The following is a 19,762-nucleotide window of genomic DNA, read 5'->3' on the forward strand; positions in this document are numbered from 1 at the left end:
GCGGGTGCATTTTGCACCAATTTGGGTGGTACCGCGGGATGGATTTATATCCTCTCGTCCCTCTATTTTTGGAGGGGCGGGAGGATTTTTTGCGTATCAGGACTATTAGGAGGAAACATAATGAATTTTTTCCACAAGAAGATTGAGAAAAAGTGGCAGAAGTATTGGGAAGAAAATAAGACCTTTAAAACGAGTGAGGATAAGGGAAAACCTAAATTCTATGCTCTGGATATGTTCCCGTACCCTTCAGGCGCCGGCCTGCATGTAGGGCATCCGGAAGGATACACGGCTACAGATATTCTTTCAAGAATGAAGCGCATGCAGGGCTATAAAGTCCTTCATCCAATTGGCTGGGATGCTTTCGGTCTTCCTGCTGAGCAGTATGCTCTTGATACAGGAAATGATCCTGCAGAGTTCACCGCGCAAAATATTGAAACCTTCAAACGCCAGATTAAGGAACTTGGCTTCTCATATGACTGGGATCGTGAGGTAAATACAACGGATCCGGACTACTACAAGTGGACACAGTGGATTTTCCTGAAGCTGTTTGAAAAAGGTTTGGCCTATGTGGATGAAGTTCCAGTTAACTGGTGCCCTGCACTTGGTACGGTTCTTGCAAACGAAGAAGTCATTGACGGCAAAAGTGAGCGTGGAGGCCATCCTGTAGAGCGCCGCCCAATGAGACAGTGGATGCTTAAGATCACCGCATACGCTGACCGTCTTGCAGAGGACCTGGAAGAGCTGGATTGGCCAGAAAGCCTTAAGGATATGCAGCGCAACTGGATCGGCCGATCCGAGGGAGCGGAGCTTGAATTTGCGATTGACGGCCATGAAGGAGCATTCCGGGTATTCACTACACGCCCTGATACCCTGTTTGGAGCAACCTATGCAGTCCTTGCCCCTGAACATGCTCTTGTAAGCAAAATCACGACAAAAGCACAGCGGGCAGAAGTGGAGGCGTACCTGGAAAAGGTCAAGCATAAAAGCGATTTAGAAAGAACGGATCTTGCCAAAGATAAGACAGGGGTATTCACTGGTGCTTATGCCATCAATCCTGTGAATCAACAGAAAATGCCGATCTGGATTGCCGACTATGTACTCTCCACTTATGGAACCGGGGCCATCATGGCTGTTCCAGCCCATGATGAGCGCGATTATGAATTTGCCAGAAAGTTTGAACTGCCGATCGTTGAGGTTGTGGAAGGCGGCAATATTGAACAAGAAGCGTACACCGGTAATGGAAAGCATATTAATTCAGACTTCCTGAATGGAACAGATAAAGAGGAAGGCATTAAACAAATGATTGCCTGGCTTGAGGAAAAAGGAATCGGTGAAAAGAAGGTAACCTACCGTCTCCGTGACTGGCTGTTCAGCCGCCAGCGTTACTGGGGTGAGCCTATTCCAGTTATTCACTGGGAGGATGGCACAAGCACTGCGGTCAGCGTGGAAGAGCTTCCGCTTATGCTTCCGAAAACAACGGAAATCAAACCTTCCGGCACTGGTGAGTCTCCGCTTGCCAATATCGATGAGTGGGTCAATGTAGTGGATGAGAACGGACGAAAAGGACGCCGCGAAACCAATACCATGCCGCAATGGGCGGGAAGCTGCTGGTATTATCTGCGCTATATCGACCCAACCAATAAAGCGGCGCTTGCCGATGCGGAAAAGCTGAAGGAATGGCTTCCGGTCGATATCTATATCGGCGGTGCTGAGCATGCGGTCCTTCACTTGCTATATGCAAGATTCTGGCACAAGTTCTTGTATGATATCGGTGTGGTTCCGACAAAAGAACCGTTCCAGAAGCTGTTCAACCAGGGTATGATTCTTGGAGAAAACAATGAGAAAATGAGTAAATCCAAGGGCAATGTTGTAAACCCTGATGAAATCATTGAAAGCCATGGAGCAGATACACTGCGTCTTTACGAAATGTTCATGGGGCCGCTTGACGCATCCATCGCATGGTCCACAAACGGCCTTGATGGATCCCGTCGATTCCTTGACCGTATCTGGCGTCTGCTTGTAGACGAAGATGGAAGCCTTTCTTCAAAAGTGGTCGATGCAGAAGGCAGCGGAGAGCTTGAAAAAGTGTATCATCAGACAGTTAAAAAGGTGACAGAGGATTTTGAAGGCATTCGCTTTAATACAGCCATTTCACAATTGATGGTATTCATCAATGAAGCTTATAAAGCAGACCAGCTTCCTAAGGCCTATGTAGAGGGCTTTGTAAAAATGCTTTCTCCAATCTGTCCGCACATCACCGAGGAGCTTTGGGAGAAGCTAGGCCACGATGGTACAATCACCTATGAAACATGGCCTGCTTATGATGAAGCAAAGCTTGTCGCAGATGAAGTTGAAATTGTGGTTCAAGTCAACGGTAAGGTGAAGCATAAGCTTATGGTTCCTGCTGGAGCAAGCAGAGAAGAGCTTGAGCAGATCGCCATGGGAGATAACGAAACACAAGAACAAATCAGCGGAAAAACGGTTCGCAAGGTCATTGCGGTTCCTGGCAAGCTGGTTAATATTGTTGCTAATTAACATATAGAAGGCAGGCTCCAATTCCTGCTGCAGACTGAAGACCAACTTGATTCTAACGAGTTTGTCTTCAGTCTTTTTTTGAACCCGGGCTGCTGATTTCCAATCTGGCTGTCCAGCTTTCCGGTTATCTTTCTATAGTTTTAGGAATACTACTGTAGATTCATGAAGGAGGAGATCGTGTGAAGAATCATAGATATTTATTGAAGGATTCGATTCAGGCGGAAGAGCTTGCTGGAGATTTAAGGGTCCAGCTCGAGGTAAATAGATTCGATGATTATTCGATCGTTCCTGTCGTGCAGAGAAACGAACTTATCGTACAGATTCCAGATGCGGCAGGAGATCTTGAAGATACGGTTGATGCATTTATGGCTGGGTATTATGATGGGAAAATGCTTGAATAAAGAAGCCGGAGTTCAGTTCAAGGGATTCGGCATAAAGGGATATCAGGCTGATATCCCTTTATTTATTCAGGTAATTGATTTTATTGTTATCCACCATCATCCCTCCTTGATCAAGTTATTACTGGATATATCCAGAGCAGAGCAGAGTAAACAAACGAGGCTATTCCCTGAGTATATGTTAACTGTTTATTAAAATCGGTTGACAATGAACTTTTCTCTCTTTATCTTTAATATAGGCGGTTCCAAAAGGATGTGCTTTTACACCATTCAACATACACCTTCTTCTGCCATCCCTTGGAGACAGCCAATATACATATAGGGGAGAACAAAAATGAAATTAAAAACCATTGATCTGACTCTTGCAGCCATGTTTGTGACTCTCATGGCCGTCGGGGCAAATATCACTTCAATCGCTCCATTCATGGTCATCGGCACAGTGCCTATTACACTCCAGACCTTTTTTGCCGTGCTGGCTGGAGTCGTGCTTGGGAGCCGTTTAGGGGCTATATCCATGACTGCCTATGCACTGGCGGGCCTTGTGGGCATCCCGGTTTTTGCCAAGTTCGGAGCCGGATTCTCGACCATTTTTTCTTCCACCTTCGGATTTATCCTTTCATATATCTTAACCGCTTATGTCGCAGGAAAAATAGCTGAAAAAGGAAAAAGTACTGCGGCCTATGTCATTGCGGCCCTTGCCGGAATGGCAATAAATTATGTGGCGGGTACGAACTGGATGTATATGGCTTTAAAACTATGGGCGGATGCACCAGGGGCTTTCAGCTATAAGATTGCATGGGAATGGATGCTGGTACCGCTGCCAAAAGATATCATCCTAGCTGTTCTAGCTGGATTGCTTGGCTTCCGTCTGGAGAAAACGGTTCTTTCAAAGGGGCAGTTTAAACATTTAAAACGTGCTTCCTGATGAAATAAACCGGCTCTTTCATTGAGCCGGTTTTTCTTATAGGAATATAAAAAATAAAAAGGAAATTTTTCATCAGCCGCGAATAGATAATTAATAGTAACAAGCGGAATGTAGCTCAGCTTGGCAGAGCACCGTCATGGGGTGGCGGGGGTCGCAGGTTCAATTCCTGTCATTCCGATTAAGATAGGAAACCCGCAAGTACGAAGCGGGTTTTTTTATTGCAATGGTGTTCCTCTAAGTGCTCTCCGATGGACATGCTCGATCCATGAATCACGCGCGAATTAGGAAGAAGCCTGCTCGATAATTAAAAAATCATGTGCGAAACTGGGCCGATCCTGCTCGAAAGTTTGGTAATCATGCTCGAAAGCAGCTGACAGAGGGATCCACACCGAACCTTTTCACTAATTTAATCCGGCAATCCGGAAGATTCCGCTACGGCGGAAAAATAAAGCAGGTATTTTTCCGATAAATAGGAAAAAGAGGAGTTTATCCACTGTTTACAGCCTGGCATGCAATTTGCACTTTATGTAAGTGAATAGTGTAAGTGAATAATTTTTGGATTGGAGGAATTAAAGTGGTCAAAAAGAAGCTTTTTACACTGCTATCTGCATCGCTGGCTGCCCTGCCATTTGTGTGCGGCCCTGTTCAGACGGAAGCTGCGGAAAAGCCATTGGTTGAAGGGGCGGATCATGTTCGGGTAACGTATTTTGACGGAAAGGAAGGCAATTGGCTGACCACGAAGAATCCTGCCCAGTACAATGCCGCAACGGTTTATGGGAATATTGGATTGGCACCTGTCAATTGGGGGGACAAAGCATCCCGGACGGGCTGGCATAGCATGTATAAGCCTGGTGAGATTACAGGGACACAGGTCAATGGCCAGTTTGGGGATGCTTCTTTTGTCATCCGGGTTCCTGAAAACTGGAATGGGAAATTGGTAATGGCAGGGATTCCGGCTACGAGGAATGAAACCTCAACAGATCTTTTGTTCAGTGATTATGTTCTGTCAAAAGGCTATGCGTTTGCTGCGACTGACAAAGGTACACAGGGAGTGGCCGATCCCGCCGATCCGCTTGCCAAATCGAAGAATGCCCTTGCTTCTGATGAAGATAGTGTAGCAGAATGGAATGTTAGGTTCAGGGAACTGACCGTGGCAGCGCAGCGCTACTTAACCGATCGCTATCCAACCCGATTAATCAGTAAAAAAGATAAGAAAAATCCTGCATCCAGGCTTGTATCCGAGCACCATAAGGTCCCAACCTATGCGATGGGAATATCTAATGGAGGGTATGTGGTTAGATATGCCCTCGAGCATGATAATGGCTCCCGGGAAAATCGGCTTTATGATGGCGGAGTAGATTGGGAGGGAGTGCTCTGGAGGGCTTATGAATCGAATCTGATTACTTCCCTGACTCCGGTTGTCAATAACGCTTTTGCGGCCATTTATGGAGCTGGGGAGGAAAAAGCCAGGGCAAGGGAGGAGTTGTATAAGGCAGGGCTGCCTAAAGGATCCGAAGGCCTTTGGAGCTATCATGATCTGGTTTACTGGTTTATCTCATTAAATATTTATAGAGACGAATTTGATCCCCATGCGCCGAACCGCACAACATGGCAAAATTATTTAACTATTTTAGCCAATGGATCAAGGGACCGTACGTATGACTGGATCTTTAAAGATTATGATTATACCGGCAGACCGCAGACCGTGAAGGATGCCGTGAAAAAGATTCAAAATACTGGAAAGATCAAAGTGCCATTAATCAGTTTAACAGGATCGCTGGATTCGCTGATATTCCCATCTGTTCATGCCTATCCATATGACCGGCTCATTAAAGACAGTGGAAATGCGGGTCTCCACCGGCTGTATACCATTACAAATGGAAATCATGTAGACAGCCTGGTCTGGAATCCTGGAACAGATCCCGCAAAAGAGCTGCAGCCTCTGCTTCCATATGCCCATCAATCCTTTGATCTGCTTGTGGATTGGGTGGAAAACAAGATGAAGGCCCCAAAAAGCAGGGTGATCGGGTCCCCGAAAATGCCAGCTAAAGTGATAAGCATAGCCACCGGAAAGGTAATCGACCCTTATTGATGCTGAGGGGACTGTCCCTATCTCCCAGAAATAGGGACAGTCCCCCTTTTAATGCGGTTCTTTTTTAAAATGCTGGCATTCAGAGTATAATAAAATTGGAATCTCAATCAGATAAGGGAGTTTTTGTAGTTATGAAAGTAGTAAATAATGTGACTGAACTGATCGGGGAGACTCCCGTTGTGCGTTTAAACAGGCTGGTACCTGAAGGCGCAGCCGATGTGTATGTAAAGCTTGAGATGTTTAATCCGTCCGGCAGTGTGAAGGACCGGGCTGCTTATAATATGATACATGCTGCCGAGGAGACAGGGCTTTTAAAACCAGGGTCAACCATTATCGAGCCGACAAGCGGCAATACCGGTATTGGGCTTGCGATGGGAGCGGCTGCCAAGGGCTATCGGGCGATCCTGGTTATGCCGGATAATATGACAAAGGAAAGAATCAGTATATTGAAGGCTTACGGGGCAGAGGTGGTTTTGACCCCGGCTGATCAGAAAATGCCAGGGGCTATTGCCAAAGCCTTGGAGCTCAAAGAATCGATCCCGGGCAGCTATATTCCCCAGCAATTTGAGAATCATGCAAACGCGGATATCCATCGGAAAACAACTGCTCTCGAAATATATAAACAAATGGATGGGAACCTGGATGCATTTGTGGCAACGGCAGGAACAGGCGGAACCATTACGGGTACAGGTGAAAAGCTGAAAGAGCTGATGGATGGCCTGTATATCGCCGTTGTCGAGCCTAAAGGCTCGCCAGTCCTTTCAGGCGGACAGCCCGGCCCGCATAAGCTTGTTGGGACAAGCCCGGGATTCGTGCCCAATATTTTAAATACCTCCATTTACGACGAAATTATTCAAATTGCAGATGAAGAGGCAGTGGAAACCTTTAAGAGAATGGCACGGGAAGAAGGGCTGTTTGTCGGATTGTCTGCAGGGGCTGCTGTGTATGCGGCCATCCAGATCGCAGTCAGGCTTGGAAAAGGAAAGAAAGTATTGTGCATTGCCCCTGACAGCGGGGAACGCTATTTAAGCATGGACCTCATTTAAGCTTATCAGCAAGACTACCCTGTATGAAACAAGGAAATAGTAGGAAGGATGAAAACCATGGAAGAATTAAAAAAGATTACCACAAAGGAATTAGAGGAAAAGATTGATAAAGGCGAAAACCTTAACATGATTGATGTCAGGGAGGACGAGGAAGTAGCAGAAGGCATGATCCCTGGAGCCGTCCACATAAAAATGGGTGAAATCCCTGAAAGACTCGATGAGCTTGAGAAAGACAAGGAGTACATCATTATCTGCCGTTCCGGCGGCAGAAGTGGAAGAGTGTGCCATTTCCTGCAGGACCAGGGCTATAAAGTCACCAACATGGAAGGCGGCATGCTGAACTGGCATGGAGAAAAGGAGTTTTAATTAGGCTGTTCTAAAAGATTGTTTGTAATAAGTTCTGTGCCTCCTCTTTTTTAAGGCTCTTTTCTAAACGATTGTTGTGTTTTAAAATTATGAGAGGCAATTCCATTATCAATCACCTTGTTTAAAAGCACAAAGTTTACGAAAACAGCCTTTTTTAAAACCAGCCCTTCAATTAGCCTGCTTGTAGTTTAAAAACCGCTCAATCTGTCCACAATGCTACTAAAAGGATTGGGAGAGATTGGCCGTGATTCAAGTGAAATTATTTGACTATGAACATGAGAAAGATCTGGAAAAAGGAATGAATTCCTTTTTAAAAGGAATGAAAGAAGATCAGCTCGTTGATATCAAATATAATATAGCGGCTATGAACGAGGATGAAGAAGAACAAATATACTGCTTCAGCGCAATGGTCATCTACCGCAGAACATAAAACACCCTGTCATTACAGGGTGTTCATTTTGTTGTTAGGCATCTAGCTATTCATATGAGAGAAAGGGGCTGATTGGACAGCCCCTCTTCATTATGGAATCAGCAGAATCTTTCCAGTGCTTTTCCTGCTTTCAATTAATTGATGTGCCTTCGCGCCATCTTTGAGCTTAAAGAGGGTCGGAGGGGCAATTCTTACAGCGCCTGACCGTATCCATTCAAAAAGCTGGCGGGACCGATTGATTCTCTCTTGGCTTGAGGTAAGGTAGTTCCAGAGATCTCCTCCGGTCAGCGTTTTTGAAGTATCCATCAGCATCCTGGGATCCACAGGGACAGGATCTCCGCCCGCCATCCCGAAGAACACCACATGACCGCCGATTCTCGCTGCTTTGAAGCTTTCCTCCAGAGTGGAGCCGACTGAATCATAGACTGCATCAGCCCCTTTTTCATCAGTCACGGAAAGTACTTGATCGGCCCAATTCTCTCCATATAAGAATACATGGTCAGCCCCTGCTTGAAGCGCAACCTTCTTTTTCTCTTCGGAGGAAGTCAGACCGATGGTAAGAGCACCTAAATGCCGCGAAATGCCGCTAAGCAGCTGACCCACTCCGCCGGCCGCAGCATGCACGACCACTGTATCGCCCCTCTTAATCACAAAGCTGTCCTGTGCAAGGTACTGTGCAGTTAAACCCTGGAGAAGAAGGGAGGCAGCAGTTTCAAAGGAAATATCTTCAGGGAGAGGGATGGCATGCTCCTCAGGTACTGCAACCAGCTCTGCATTGGCGTAAGGAACATCTGCAAAAGCTACCCTATCTCCCGGTTTAAAGCCCGTTATATCAGCTCCTGTCCTGACAACCACGCCCGCGCCCTCATACCCGAGTATGTATGGCGGTTCGCCAGCAAGATGATAATGACCCTTTCTGCGATATACATCAGCGAAATTTAATCCAATCGCCTTTGTTTCTACAAGTATCTCGCTGTTTCCAATCTTAGGATCCGGAATGTCTGTATAGGAAAGGACTTCCGGTCCGCCAAACGTATTAAAAACAAGTGCTTTCATAGTATCCTGCTTTCTATTATTAGTTTGATCAGTGGCTTTTACTATATAATGCGGCGTTCAGGCCGGCCAGTCTTCCTGTAACCAGTGCGGAAGTTATATTATAGCCCCCTGTATAGCCGTGGATATCCAGGACTTCGCCGCAGAAATACAATCCATCCGTGAATTTGGAGGACATTTCCTTTGGATGAATTTCCTTGACCGATACTCCACCTCCTGTCACAAAAGCTTTTTCAAGGGAGAGCGTGCCGTTTACCTGGAAAGTGAATTCCTTGATTTCGTTCACAAAGCTTCTGATCTTTTCATGAGAGACCACCGTACCCTGAGCCTGCAGGTCAATTCCTGCCCTTTCCAGCAAGAAATGAAGATATCTTTCTGGCAGAAGGCTTTTTAGCGTGTTTTTCACTGCCTTTTTCGGTTCATCCTTCAGCATTTTGAAGATGGATTGAAATAGTTCTTCTTTGTTCTGTCCCGGCAGTGCATCCAGCTTCATCGTTACGGAAGAAAGGCTCCACTTTTTCATGGCTTTCACGACAAATTGGCTGCAGCGAAGGACAGCGGGGCCTGATATTCCGAAATGGGTAAAAATCATATCCATTTGATGAGTGATCAATGGCTTGCCTTTTGGATTCAAAACACTCAGGGCCACATTTTGTAAAGATAATCCCTGGAGGGTCTTTTGTTTAATGAAAGGCTCTGCTGATGTTACAGGAACCTCGGTAGGGAAGAGGTCAGTGATCGTATGACCGGCTTTTTCTGCCCAGGCATAGCCATCTCCTGTGGAGCCCGTATGCGGTACGGATTTTCCTCCGACGGCTATAACAGCCGCTTTGGCAGCAATTTTTTGTCCATCCTTCAATTCCACTCCAATCACCCTGCCATCTTCGTATACTACTTCTTTAACAGGTGAATTGGTATAGATGGTGACTTTTAAATCATGAAGTCTGTCAATTAAAGCATCGACAACATTCTGGGCCTTGTCAGTTATAGGAAACATCCTGCCGTGATCTTCTTCCTTCAAGGAAATGCCCAGGTTCTCAAAAAAACGGATGATGTCTTCATTATTAAACTCCGAAAAGGCGCTGTATAAGAATCGGCCATTTCCCGGTATATGCTTTACGATTTCATCAATGGGAAGGCGGTTGGTGACATTGCACCGGCCGCCTCCGGATATCGCCAGCTTCCGGCCCAGCTTCTGGCCCTTATCGATCAGCAGGACCCGTGCCCCTTTTTCTCCTGCGGCAATAGCCGACATGAGACCCGACGGGCCGCCGCCGATAACGATTACATCAAATTCCATTTATATATCATCCTATCTTTGCTTAATATCCACTATTTATAAATTCCTTTAGTTTCTTTTCATTTATACAGCGATAGAAAAGGTTATTTCTATTATAATCCATTCAATACTTATAAAAAACTTTTCAGAGTTGGTCGAAAGCTTGTAAATTCTTCACTGGAATAATATTCTCTGTTTGTAAATAGGCATTCTCTTCAAGTAAACTGTAGTAGGTTCTATTATTTTTTGATGTAAAAGGGTTTTGATATCTGGGAAACAAGTCATTTATGTTATGATTAAAAGCGTGTTTAATTTGTTTCTTACATAGGAAGGGATCATATGTCATCTAAGCTTGTAAGGGGCACCTTTGTTCTTACGGTAGGAATGGTCTTATCTAAAGTTCTGGGCCTTCTTTATGTTATTCCATTTGATGCAATTGTCGGCGTGAAAGGTTTTGAATTATATCAGTATGCGTATGTACCGTATACGATTTTTATCAGTATTGCCACTGCCGGTGTACCTTTGGCAGTTTCTAAGTTTATAGCAAAGTATAATTCTTTAGGCGAATACCAGGTAGGCAGGAAGCTCTTTAAATCCGGGCTGAAGGTAATGATGACTACCGGGCTGCTCGCTTTTATCATCCTCTACCTTCTTGCTCCAATTTTTGCTGAAGCAAGCGATACGCAAAACTTTACTGTTGCTGAGGTAACAGAGGTGATCAGGGCTGTCAGCTTTGCGCTCATCTTGATTCCTTTCATGAGCCTGATAAGAGGTTTTTTCCAGGGGCATGATTCCATGGGGCCTACAGCTGTTTCGCAGGTTATTGAGCAGCTTATCAGGGTAATAGTCCTCTTGGGCGGTACGTATTTCGTTTTAAGGGTAATGGATGGGAACCTGGTGACTGCCATAAGTGTCGCCACCTTTGCTGCCTTTATTGGGGCCGTGGGCAGCCTGGCTGTTCTAATCTGGTATTGGGTAAAAAGGAAGTCTTATCTGGACAAGCTTTTAGAAGAAGATAAGGGGACTATGCAAATTTCTTTAAAAGAAATATATAAAGAAATTATTATATATGCCATCCCATTTGTTTTTGTTGGAATTGCTATGCCTTTATTCCAGTGGATTGATACCCTTACTTTTAATAGAGCAATGATAGATGCTGGAGTTTCCGGAAAAGAAGCAGGAAATGCCCTTGGAATTTTGAATGTGAATGCACAAAAATTAGTAATCATTCCGATGACACTGGCAACAGGATTTTCACTGAGCCTTGTTCCAAATGTAACAAGGGCATTTGTTGAAAATAAATATCATGCCTTTACCAATCATTTGAACCAGGCAATTCAGATATTGTTGTTCTTAACCCTGCCAGCTGTTGTAGGAATGTCACTATTGGCCAAGCCGGTATTTTCAGTTTTTTATGGATATGACAAGCTGGGTGTAGAAGTGCTGCAGGCCTATGCACCAGCGGCCATCCTGTTTGCGCTGTTTTCCATCAGCGCCGCTGTCCTGCAGGGAATCAACCAGCAGCGATTTACGATTCTAAGCCTCATGGTCGGAATCCTCTTGAAGCTGAGCTTGAATATCCCTCTGATCCATATGTTCCAGACAAAAGGATCCATCTACTCTACGAGTATCGGATATTTAGCCGCAAGCTTAATTAATTTATATGTAATTTATTACTTCACAGGCTATCGTTACTCACTCGTCATCCGAAGGACCATCCTGATGGGATTGATCACCTTCTGTATGGCTATTGCGGTTATTCTGGTCCGTGGCAGCCTTGGGCATCTATTAAATGCCGAGGGACGTCTTCAGGCCCTGATCATTATTATTCTGTGTGCTGCCGCTGGGGCCATTGTCTATTTCCTGCTGTCCTTAAAAACAAAAATTGCTCAAAAGCTGTTCGGGGCAAGAATAGACCGGCTGCAGCAGAAACTTAAATTAAAAGCGTGAGCTAATTGGATTGCCTATAATAGGAGTTCGGATTGATACTAGTCCGAACTCCTTTTTTTTGTGAATATCTATCGGTTTCTGCGTCGGAATCAAATATGAGATTTCTATCATTTGGGGCAGGTGGGATATTTTCGTTGGGAGAGTGATCCTGATTTAAGATCATAAACATTCCACCCATATGTCAGCCTGCACTCCTAACCCCTCGGATAAACATTGACAGTCTTTACACAACCTCTTACTATTTTAAGAGTTAATGCCAAGCAATAGATGGGCAGTTCCTTTTTCATAAGTTCCTTAGCTGAGGGGAAAATACTTATTATGCCTTTGAATTAACAGCTTAGCCAGAACACTCGGCAAACATTAGGCTGGTAAAGAGCTGTTATCTTCAGTACTGAGAGGATGAGGATTTAGATGAGATTAGATAAATTGCTTGCCAATATGGGATATGGGACCCGCACAGAGGTTAAGAAAATACTTAAGGGCGGAAATGTCAAGGTGAATGATGCTGCTGCCAAGGATCCGAAACAGCAGGTTGATCCTGCCAAAGATGAGGTTATGATTTTTGGGGAAAGAGTGGAGTATCGGGAATTCATCTATTTAATGATGAATAAGCCTCAGGGAGTTTTATCGGCAACTGAAGATGCCTCTCAGGGAACGGTCATTGACCTTCTGGAGCCTCAGGATGCTGTTTTTGAGCCGTTTCCGGTAGGAAGGCTGGATAAGGACACCGAGGGCCTCCTGCTGTTAACAAATGATGGACAGCTTTCCCATCAGCTGCTGTCCCCTAAAAAACATGTAACGAAAACCTATTTCGCGGTCATTGAAGGAAGAGTTACAGAAGAGGATGTGGAAATATTCAGCCAGGGTGTGGACCTCGAGGATGGCTACCATACAAAGCCAGCCATTTTAAAGATAGTGAAGCAGGGAGACCTGAGTGATATTGAAGTGACCATTACAGAGGGGAAATATCACCAGGTAAAAAGAATGTTTGCTTCAGTTGGAAAAAGAGTGGTGTACTTAAAAAGAATATCAATGGGGCCGCTTCCTTTGGATGAGGATTTGGAGCTGGGAGAATATAGGGAGCTGACAGATGAGGAGATTACTCAGCTGAAGGGCGGACAAGAGGAAGAAAACAAAAAGAAGTGAGCAAAATCACTTCTTTTTACATATAAAATGAAATTTAGTTGTATATACGTAATCAGGAGGTCAGTTTTACTTTCTTTTCTGTCGTTGTCCAGACTCCCCTGGTTGGGCTTGTAATAAGGTCATTATAAGCCAGAACATTCAAATCCCGCTGGATCGTCCTTGGAGTGATGCCAAATTCTTCTACAAGGTCTTGTGTTGAGACTGTACCTTTTCTCCTTATAAATACATACATGGATTTGATACGTGTTAACATTCGATTTGTTGAAGGTTTCACAGAACCACTCCTTAAATTTATTCCATAGGCTGACATTAAATCATACAAAATATGAGTCTTAATTCTTGCCGTATGCAATTTTCTTTGAGAAGCCCCAGCCCTTTCTGAAAATAGTTTGTTCTTTATAATTGTAACGAATTAAAGTGCTGAGTGCTATAAATTTACATAATATTAATTTTCTTTTTCTTTTATCCTTATTAATATATGCGTAAACCAAGCAAATCATTCTAAACCTGGGAATTAATCTCTCAAAGTAAGGCGCGCTAGTAAACGGGCTGGGTGGATTGCTGGCGGAAAATGCTATACTTATTACATAAAGCAAAGTTGTGAAAAAAAGAATGTGTCTTTTATTGTTGTCAATTACTTAGCAGGAGGTACATATGGAAAACGGGATGAACTTAAAACAGGAAGTGGAGAAAAGAAAGGAAGATTTGATCAGGGATACTAAAAGCCTTTTGGCTATCAGGAGTGTACTTGAGGAGGATGAAGATGGGACACCTGAAGCTCCTTTTGGAAAGGGGATTCAGGAAGCCCTTGAATTCATGCTTGAACTTGGTGAAAAGGATGGCTTTACGGTAAAAAACGTGGACAATTATGCGGCACACATTGAGATGGGACAGGGAGACGAAATCGTCGGGATTTTATGCCATCTTGATGTTGTCCCTGAAGGTGACGGATGGTCATCAGACCCGTATGCAGCAGAAATCCGTGATGGAAGAATTTATGCTCGGGGCGCGCTCGATGATAAGGGCCCTACGATGACGGCCTATTATGCCATGAAAATGATAAAAGAATTGAACTTGCCATTAAATAAGCGGGTGAGAATGATTTTGGGGACAGATGAGGAAACGCAATGGCGGTGTGTGGATCATTACTTTGAAAAAGAAGAAATGCCGAGCCTCGGCTTTGCGCCAGATGCTGATTTCCCTATCATTTATGCTGAGAAAGGCATCTGGGATATGCAGCTGACCCAGAAATCAGAGAATACTTCAGAAAACGCTGAAATAAATGTCCTGGAATTTGCATCAGGAAGACGGCTGAATATGGTTCCTGATTATGCCGTGGCTAAAGTACAGACAGGCAGCTTCAAAGAAATGCAGAGAGCCTTTGAGACCTTTCTGCAGAAGCATGAACTAAAGGGGAAAATCCAGGAAGGCACAGATGCCTTCGTGCTTGAAATTGATGGCGTGTCCGCACATGGTGCTGAGCCGGATAATGGGGTTAATGCGGGCTTGTATCTGGCTGCTTTCTTATCGGGTCTCAATCTGTCTGAGCAGGCAAAAAGATACTTCACATTTCTGCATGATCACTTCTTTGGGGATTCCAGGGGAAGGAAGCTCGGAATGGATTCGAGCGATGACATTACAGGAGACCTTACCATCAATGTGGGTACAATGAAATATACCAAAGAAAAAGGCGGGAAGGCCGGCCTCAATTTCCGTTATCCCGTTTCTTATAATTACGAACAAGGAAGCAGGGCAATGGAAACCAAGGTTGCTGAAGCAGGCTTTGAGCTCACAACGGTTTCTCATAATGCTTCCCATCATATAGATGCAGACAGCTTCCTCATTCAGACCCTGAAAAAGGTATATGAAGAGGAAACAGGGGATAAAGCGGAACTGATCGCTATCGGAGGAGGAACCTATGCAAGGTCCCTGAAGCAGGGAGTTGCCTTTGGCCCTCTATTCCCAGGCAGGGAAGAAAGAGCCCATCAATTTGACGAGTTCATTGAAATTGAAGATATGCTGAAGGCAGCCGTCATTTATGCCAAGGCGATCTTGGAGCTTGCGAAGTAGTAAAGGCCATAAAATAACAAAAAGGATGCAGCCATCAATGCTGCATCCTTTTGTTACTTTATTCAGTCATCTGTTCCTGAAGGCCGCCTTTTTTGAACTTTAGAATAAAGCAGCTCAGAGTCGCAAGCATTGCAGCAGCCAGGAATATGATTAAGACAGTGATGTTATGCCACATGAAGTCAAAATCACCGGTTGAGATAATGGTTCTGAATCCTGCGACCGAGTAGGTCATAGGAAGGTATTTGGCGATGTGCTGCAGGACTTGCGGCACAAGTTCGATTGGATACGTTCCTGCGCTGGAGATCAGCTGCAAGACCAGAACGAGTATGGCCATGAATCGGCCGGGATTGTCCAGTGCCGTAACAAGGAATTGGACGATCGCCAGGAATGTCCAGCTGGTGAGGATGCTGAGCATGATAAAGTATGGAATACTTTGGACTTCAAGACCCAGGGCCAAAAGAAGGACAGCATCTGCCAGGAGGGCCTGGAATATACCGATGACCAGAACCACGCCTGCTTTTCCTGCAAACCAGCTGAAGCCGCTTTTAGGCAATAAAGCTGGTTTCCTCATTGGGAATATGACGGATGTCACCAGGGATCCTACGAATAAGCTTAATGGCAGGAAGTAAGGAGCGAAACCTGTTCCGTAATTGGGAACGTGGTGAAGTCTTTCCTCCTTTATGGATACTGGCTTAGCAAACATATCATACACAGAATTATTCGCTTTGACTTTTCCAGTTTCCTCGGCTCCATCCTTTAATTTTCCTTGAAGCTCCTGAGCACCGGATGACAGCTTATCCATGCCGCTGACCAAAGATCCGCTTCCTCCGTTAAGCTGGTCCATTCCGTTCAACAGGGTGCGGGATCCAGTGGAGAGCTGGTCCATTCCATTTACCAGCTGGTCAGCTCCGCCTGATAATTTTTCAGCACCCCTTGCTAATTTTGCGGAGCCTTGATATAAACCATCCGCTCCTGCTTCCAGTTTATTTGAACCTTCCTCAAGTGAATCGAGTCCCGAAGCAAGGTTCAAGCTTCCGTCCTTCAACTTTTGGCCGGCAGTTTTGGCTTCATTCAGCTTTTCTCCATATTGAGAGAGACCAAGAACGATGCTTTGCTGCCCGCTGTCAGCCTGGCTCGCTCCATCCGCAAGCTTATCACTGCCGCTCTTGATCTGTGAGGCAGAAGAAGTGAGGCCGTTTAATCCGCCTGTTACCTGCTGGCTGCCATCCGCCAGCTTTTGGAGCTCCTCTTTTAAGAGGGTAAGCTGGGCCTTGGACTCAGGATCGCCTGCTGCTTTTATCATGGCATCTACCTGTGTGACTGCCTGGCTTAATCCGCCGCTTACCCGTTCAGATCCCGACTGGGTCTGTTTAGCGCCTTCCTGCCATTTTGATAAGCTGGTTGAAAGCTGGGCTGCGCCTCCGCTCAGGTCCTTCGTTCCTCCCTGAACCTTTTCAGCTCCCTGCAGCAGCTTGGTCTGGCCATCCTTCAATCGATCAAAACCTCCGCTGAACTGATCAATGCCTGAGGCAAGGTTACGGGCACTCTGGGAGGCGGAATGAATACCGCTGGTAAAGGTAATGGAGTTTTCAGCAAGCTTTTTCAGGTTCTCCTCGAGGGACTTCGATCCTGTTTCAACACTTGCTATTCCATCCTTGATATTTTTCGATCCGATTAACGCTGTATGAATTCCATCCTCTAAGGATGCAGCGCCTTCTTCCGCAGAGTGAATGCCTTTTTGAATCGAGCCTGCACCATTTTTAGCAGAGTCGATTCCATTATGGAGCTCTCCGGCTCCTTCGCTTGCATCCTTAAATCCTGTTGAAACATCCTTGATATTTTTAAGCATAGACTCGGCATACGTTCTGGTCACTGCGCTTGAAACTTCTTGTTTTATTTTTTCTACAGCAGAATCCCCGATTTTAGAGGTCAGGTAGTTGGACCCTTCATTAGGAGTATAGATCATTTCAAGATTTTTAGGATCCTCGGACTGCAGAGTAGCGGCATCTTTAGAAAAATCCTCTGGAATCTCCAGTTTCATATAATACTTTTGGTCCTGAAGACCTCTGTCCGCCTGCTCTTTGGATACGAAGTGCCAGTCGAAATTCTTCTTGTCCTTTAATTTCTTCACTAAATCCTGACCAACCGTCAGTTTTTTTCCATTATAATCTGCGCCTTTATCCTGATTGACTACGGCAACCGGCAGCTGATCCACCTTGCCATAGGGATCCCAAAAGGCCCATAGGTAAGCGCCTGAATAAATCAAGGGGATAAATAATATGGCGATGACAGCAATGAGCAGCTTTCTAGTTTTAAAGATTTGCAGATACTCACCTTTCAACGAACGCAGTGCTGACATAAGTTCACCTTGCCTTCCAGTTATTAAAATAAATGACTGTTTTATTCATATGGTCAAAGAAGCTAAAAAAAATAGGGAATGGCCCTTGGCTGCTTTGATTAGGATTTTAAAATGACTAAATTTCGAAACCAGTCATATTTCATTATAAAAATATATCACACCCATCACAAGTAAACAACTAATTATAGCCGGTTTTAGGGAAAGCTATAAAGGAAAGGCAGCCCTATTTATCATCCGCTTTAATCTGGTAAAATAATGAGTTGTACAGGAAGGAAGGATATGGATATGCATTCAAACCATTTTTTTGCAATAAAGTTTCCGACGCAAATTAATAGTAAGATTGATGAAAAAGCCATGGAATTGAAAAAGGAACATTCATTTAATAAATGGCTTCATCCTGACGATTATCATATTACCTTGGCTTTTTTGGGGAAAATTGAAGAGAACAAGCTGAGTAGAGCTTTGGAGAGCATCAAGCATATCTGCAGCGAACAAACGCCGTTTGGTATCGAGTTGTCTGGTATCGGAACCTTCGGGCGGGAAAGCTCACCCAGAATATTATGGGCTGGTGTAGTTCTGGAGCCTGAATTAGCAGCACTTCAGGCGAAAATCTATAAGGCTTGTTCGGGGGCGGGGTTTGAACTGGATAAAAAACCGTTCAAACCGCATATTACAATAGCCAGAAAATTTATCGGCACTGAATTTAACAAATCATCATTAGGGTCCTTTCACTCTCATTTTGAGGCGGACGGGGTGGTTCTCTATAAAACGAATATGGGCCAGAGCCCAAGCTATGAAACAGTGGAGGAATTTCCGTTCGGGAGCTAAGACAGCATGAAATATCTTTGGAAAAGGGGCAAAGAAAATGGGACAGCTCATCAAATTACAGGACTATGTTTCAAGATATGAACAGGATATCTATCGGTATCCTGCTCAATTTGTCCGATTAAAAACTCAGCAGTGGACACAGGTCAAAGCAGCATTTTTAGCAGGGGAGCTGGAGGGATATCTTGCAGGGAGAGAGCCAGAAGAACCGGCTGCGGAAGAGGAGGAAAAGCCTCATGGGAATGTCCTCTCAAGATTTTTCAGCAGGTTTAGGCCGCTGGAGCCAGAGGATACTCCATTGCAGGAAGAGAAGAAGGAGGAGGAAAGTGAGCCTGGAATGGATATTCGGCTCAGCCTGCCTTCCATGGGAACAGACCTTGAGGATCTTAAAAGGAGCTTCCTGAATCAGGTATTTAAATTTCAATTAAAATGGGTCAGCTCTACGGCAAGAGAGAAATCATTCATTGACCAGGTCTACTATTTCGATGAAAAGCTTAAGCTTTTCTTGCAGAGGTTTCCTGATAATTTCCTAGTTTTATATAAGCCGATCTTTATCATTAAAAACGCACCAGTGGAATTGGAGATCATTCTTATATCTCCAACTGAGGCATTGTGCCTGTCCTTTATCGAAGGAGAGGAGGATGCGGCATATCTGGGCTCAAAGGAGCGGTTCTGGACTAAAAAATACAAGCAGAACCCGGAAAAAAAAATACTGAATCCCATAATGGCTGCCTCAAGGACCTATGCTGTTGTGCAGGGGATTTTTACCGCGAACGGAATAGACCTTCCAGTGAAGAAGGCTGTACTTTGCAGGAATGGGTACATCGACTATCCCGCAGCTCCCTATGATATACACATTGTGGACAAGCGGAATTATGGGCAGTGGCTAGAAAAAACGAGGACCCATTCATCTCCTATAAAAGGTATGCAGCTGAAAGCGGCACAATGTCTATTGGAAAGCTGCCAAACGACCTATCTGAGCCGGGCAGGCTGGGAAGAAAGTACATCTTCAGGGAATGATAATGGAGAAGAGGCATAAATTAAAGAAGGTAGCTGCAGGCAGTAAAGACTTTTATAAAAACTGCATAAACTAGTTTATCAAGATGCTTTTTAGGTCAAATAGGAAATAAGAATGTGCCGGGAAAATGGACCCGGGCTTATTATCATAATTTCATACAATAATTTTTTACTCTAACACAATCGTGAACCTGAAGCTGCCTGGCAGATTAAAGGGCGATGGCTTTAACCCTCGAATTTTCCTATAAGAGAAATCAATGAACCTGGGAAA

The 19,762-nt window shown here is 44.7% G+C and carries 16 protein-coding genes, 1 tRNA gene and 1 other annotated feature (1 of these 18 running past the window's edge); of the genes, 13 read left to right on the forward strand and 4 right to left on the reverse strand.

Annotation, left to right across the window (positions count from 1 at the left end):
* Positions 1–65, forward strand: a binding site (T-box leader); it begins 154 nt to the left of the window's first position.
* Positions 66–120: 55 nt separating this feature from the next.
* The 8 genes from leuS (at position 121) to H539_RS0111350 (ending at position 7,792) form a co-directional block, all read left to right on the forward strand.
* A complete protein-coding gene (gene leuS, locus H539_RS0111310) occupies positions 121–2,535 on the forward strand; it encodes a leucine--tRNA ligase (protein ID WP_026693598.1) in 2,415 nt (804 codons plus the stop codon).
* 179 nt (positions 2,536–2,714) lie between these two features.
* Complete coding sequence (locus H539_RS0111315) at positions 2,715–2,936, forward strand: hypothetical protein (RefSeq protein ID WP_026693599.1); 222 nt, start codon at positions 2,715–2,717, stop codon at positions 2,934–2,936.
* 331 nt (positions 2,937–3,267) lie between these two features.
* Positions 3,268–3,858, forward strand: a complete 591-nt coding sequence (locus tag H539_RS0111325; RefSeq protein ID WP_026693601.1) for a biotin transporter BioY — start codon at positions 3,268–3,270, stop codon at positions 3,856–3,858.
* Between the two features lie 104 nt (positions 3,859–3,962).
* Positions 3,963–4,036 (forward strand) — tRNA-Pro (locus tag H539_RS0111330).
* 396 nt (positions 4,037–4,432) lie between these two features.
* Positions 4,433–5,950: a peptide chain release factor 2 gene (locus H539_RS0111335; protein ID WP_026693602.1), complete on the forward strand. Its 1,518-nt coding sequence runs from the start codon at positions 4,433–4,435 to the stop codon at positions 5,948–5,950.
* Between the two features lie 131 nt (positions 5,951–6,081).
* Positions 6,082–6,996, forward strand: a complete 915-nt coding sequence (cysK, locus tag H539_RS0111340; RefSeq protein ID WP_026693603.1) for a cysteine synthase A — start codon at positions 6,082–6,084, stop codon at positions 6,994–6,996.
* A gap of 57 nt (positions 6,997–7,053) precedes the next feature.
* Entirely contained in the window at positions 7,054–7,362 is a 309-nt protein-coding gene (locus tag H539_RS0111345; protein WP_026693604.1) for a rhodanese-like domain-containing protein, read from the forward strand.
* Positions 7,363–7,606: 244 nt separating this feature from the next.
* Positions 7,607–7,792 carry a sporulation protein Cse60 gene (locus H539_RS0111350; RefSeq protein WP_026693605.1) on the forward strand — a complete coding sequence of 62 codons (186 nt, stop codon included), beginning with the start codon at positions 7,607–7,609 and terminating at the stop codon, positions 7,790–7,792.
* 90 nt (positions 7,793–7,882) lie between these two features.
* Here the strand turns inward: H539_RS0111350 and H539_RS0111355 are convergent, their stop codons facing one another.
* Complete coding sequence (locus H539_RS0111355; RefSeq protein WP_026693606.1) at positions 7,883–8,848, reverse strand: quinone oxidoreductase family protein; 966 nt, start codon at positions 8,846–8,848, stop codon at positions 7,883–7,885.
* A 28-nt stretch (positions 8,849–8,876) separates the two neighbouring features.
* The gene (locus H539_RS0111360) at positions 8,877–10,145 is read right to left on the reverse strand and encodes a BaiN/RdsA family NAD(P)/FAD-dependent oxidoreductase (protein ID WP_026693607.1); all 1,269 of its coding nucleotides are present in this window, start codon (positions 10,143–10,145) and stop codon (positions 8,877–8,879) included.
* Between the two features lie 318 nt (positions 10,146–10,463).
* Between H539_RS0111360 and H539_RS0111365 the strand changes: the two genes are divergently transcribed.
* On the forward strand, positions 10,464–12,074 hold the full coding sequence (locus tag H539_RS0111365; RefSeq protein ID WP_026693608.1) for a putative polysaccharide biosynthesis protein: 1,611 nt from the start codon (positions 10,464–10,466) through the stop codon (positions 12,072–12,074).
* Between the two features lie 411 nt (positions 12,075–12,485).
* Positions 12,486–13,220 (forward strand): pseudouridine synthase, encoded by a 735-nt coding sequence (locus tag H539_RS0111375; RefSeq protein WP_026693609.1) that lies wholly within the window; start codon positions 12,486–12,488, stop codon positions 13,218–13,220.
* Positions 13,221–13,272: 52 nt separating this feature from the next.
* Here H539_RS0111375 and H539_RS0111380 read toward each other — a convergent pair whose 3' ends face one another.
* A complete protein-coding gene (locus tag H539_RS0111380) occupies positions 13,273–13,494 on the reverse strand; it encodes a DeoR family transcriptional regulator (RefSeq protein WP_026693610.1) in 222 nt (73 codons plus the stop codon).
* Positions 13,495–13,874: 380 nt separating this feature from the next.
* Here H539_RS0111380 and pepV point away from each other — a divergent pair, with 380 nt between their 5' ends.
* Positions 13,875–15,290 carry a dipeptidase PepV gene (gene pepV, locus H539_RS0111385; protein WP_245602167.1) on the forward strand — a complete coding sequence of 472 codons (1,416 nt, stop codon included), beginning with the start codon at positions 13,875–13,877 and terminating at the stop codon, positions 15,288–15,290.
* Positions 15,291–15,348: 58 nt separating this feature from the next.
* Here pepV and H539_RS0111390 read toward each other — a convergent pair whose 3' ends face one another.
* Positions 15,349–17,649 (reverse strand): YhgE/Pip domain-containing protein, encoded by a 2,301-nt coding sequence (locus H539_RS0111390; protein ID WP_026693612.1) that lies wholly within the window; start codon positions 17,647–17,649, stop codon positions 15,349–15,351.
* A 279-nt stretch (positions 17,650–17,928) separates the two neighbouring features.
* On the opposite strand from H539_RS0111390, the gene thpR reads away from it, so the two are divergent.
* Together thpR and H539_RS0111400 are read left to right on the forward strand one after the other, a co-directional pair.
* A complete protein-coding gene (gene thpR / locus H539_RS0111395) occupies positions 17,929–18,477 on the forward strand; it encodes an RNA 2',3'-cyclic phosphodiesterase (RefSeq protein WP_051348547.1) in 549 nt (182 codons plus the stop codon).
* Between the two features lie 37 nt (positions 18,478–18,514).
* Positions 18,515–19,513, forward strand: coding sequence for an NERD domain-containing protein (locus tag H539_RS0111400; RefSeq protein ID WP_026693614.1), 999 nt, complete (start codon positions 18,515–18,517; stop codon positions 19,511–19,513).
* Positions 19,514–19,762 lie beyond the last annotated feature (249 nt).

This window comes from Peribacillus kribbensis DSM 17871 (assembly GCF_000430765.1).
Taxonomy (GTDB): Bacteria; Bacillota; Bacilli; order Bacillales; family DSM-1321; genus Paraperibacillus; species Paraperibacillus kribbensis.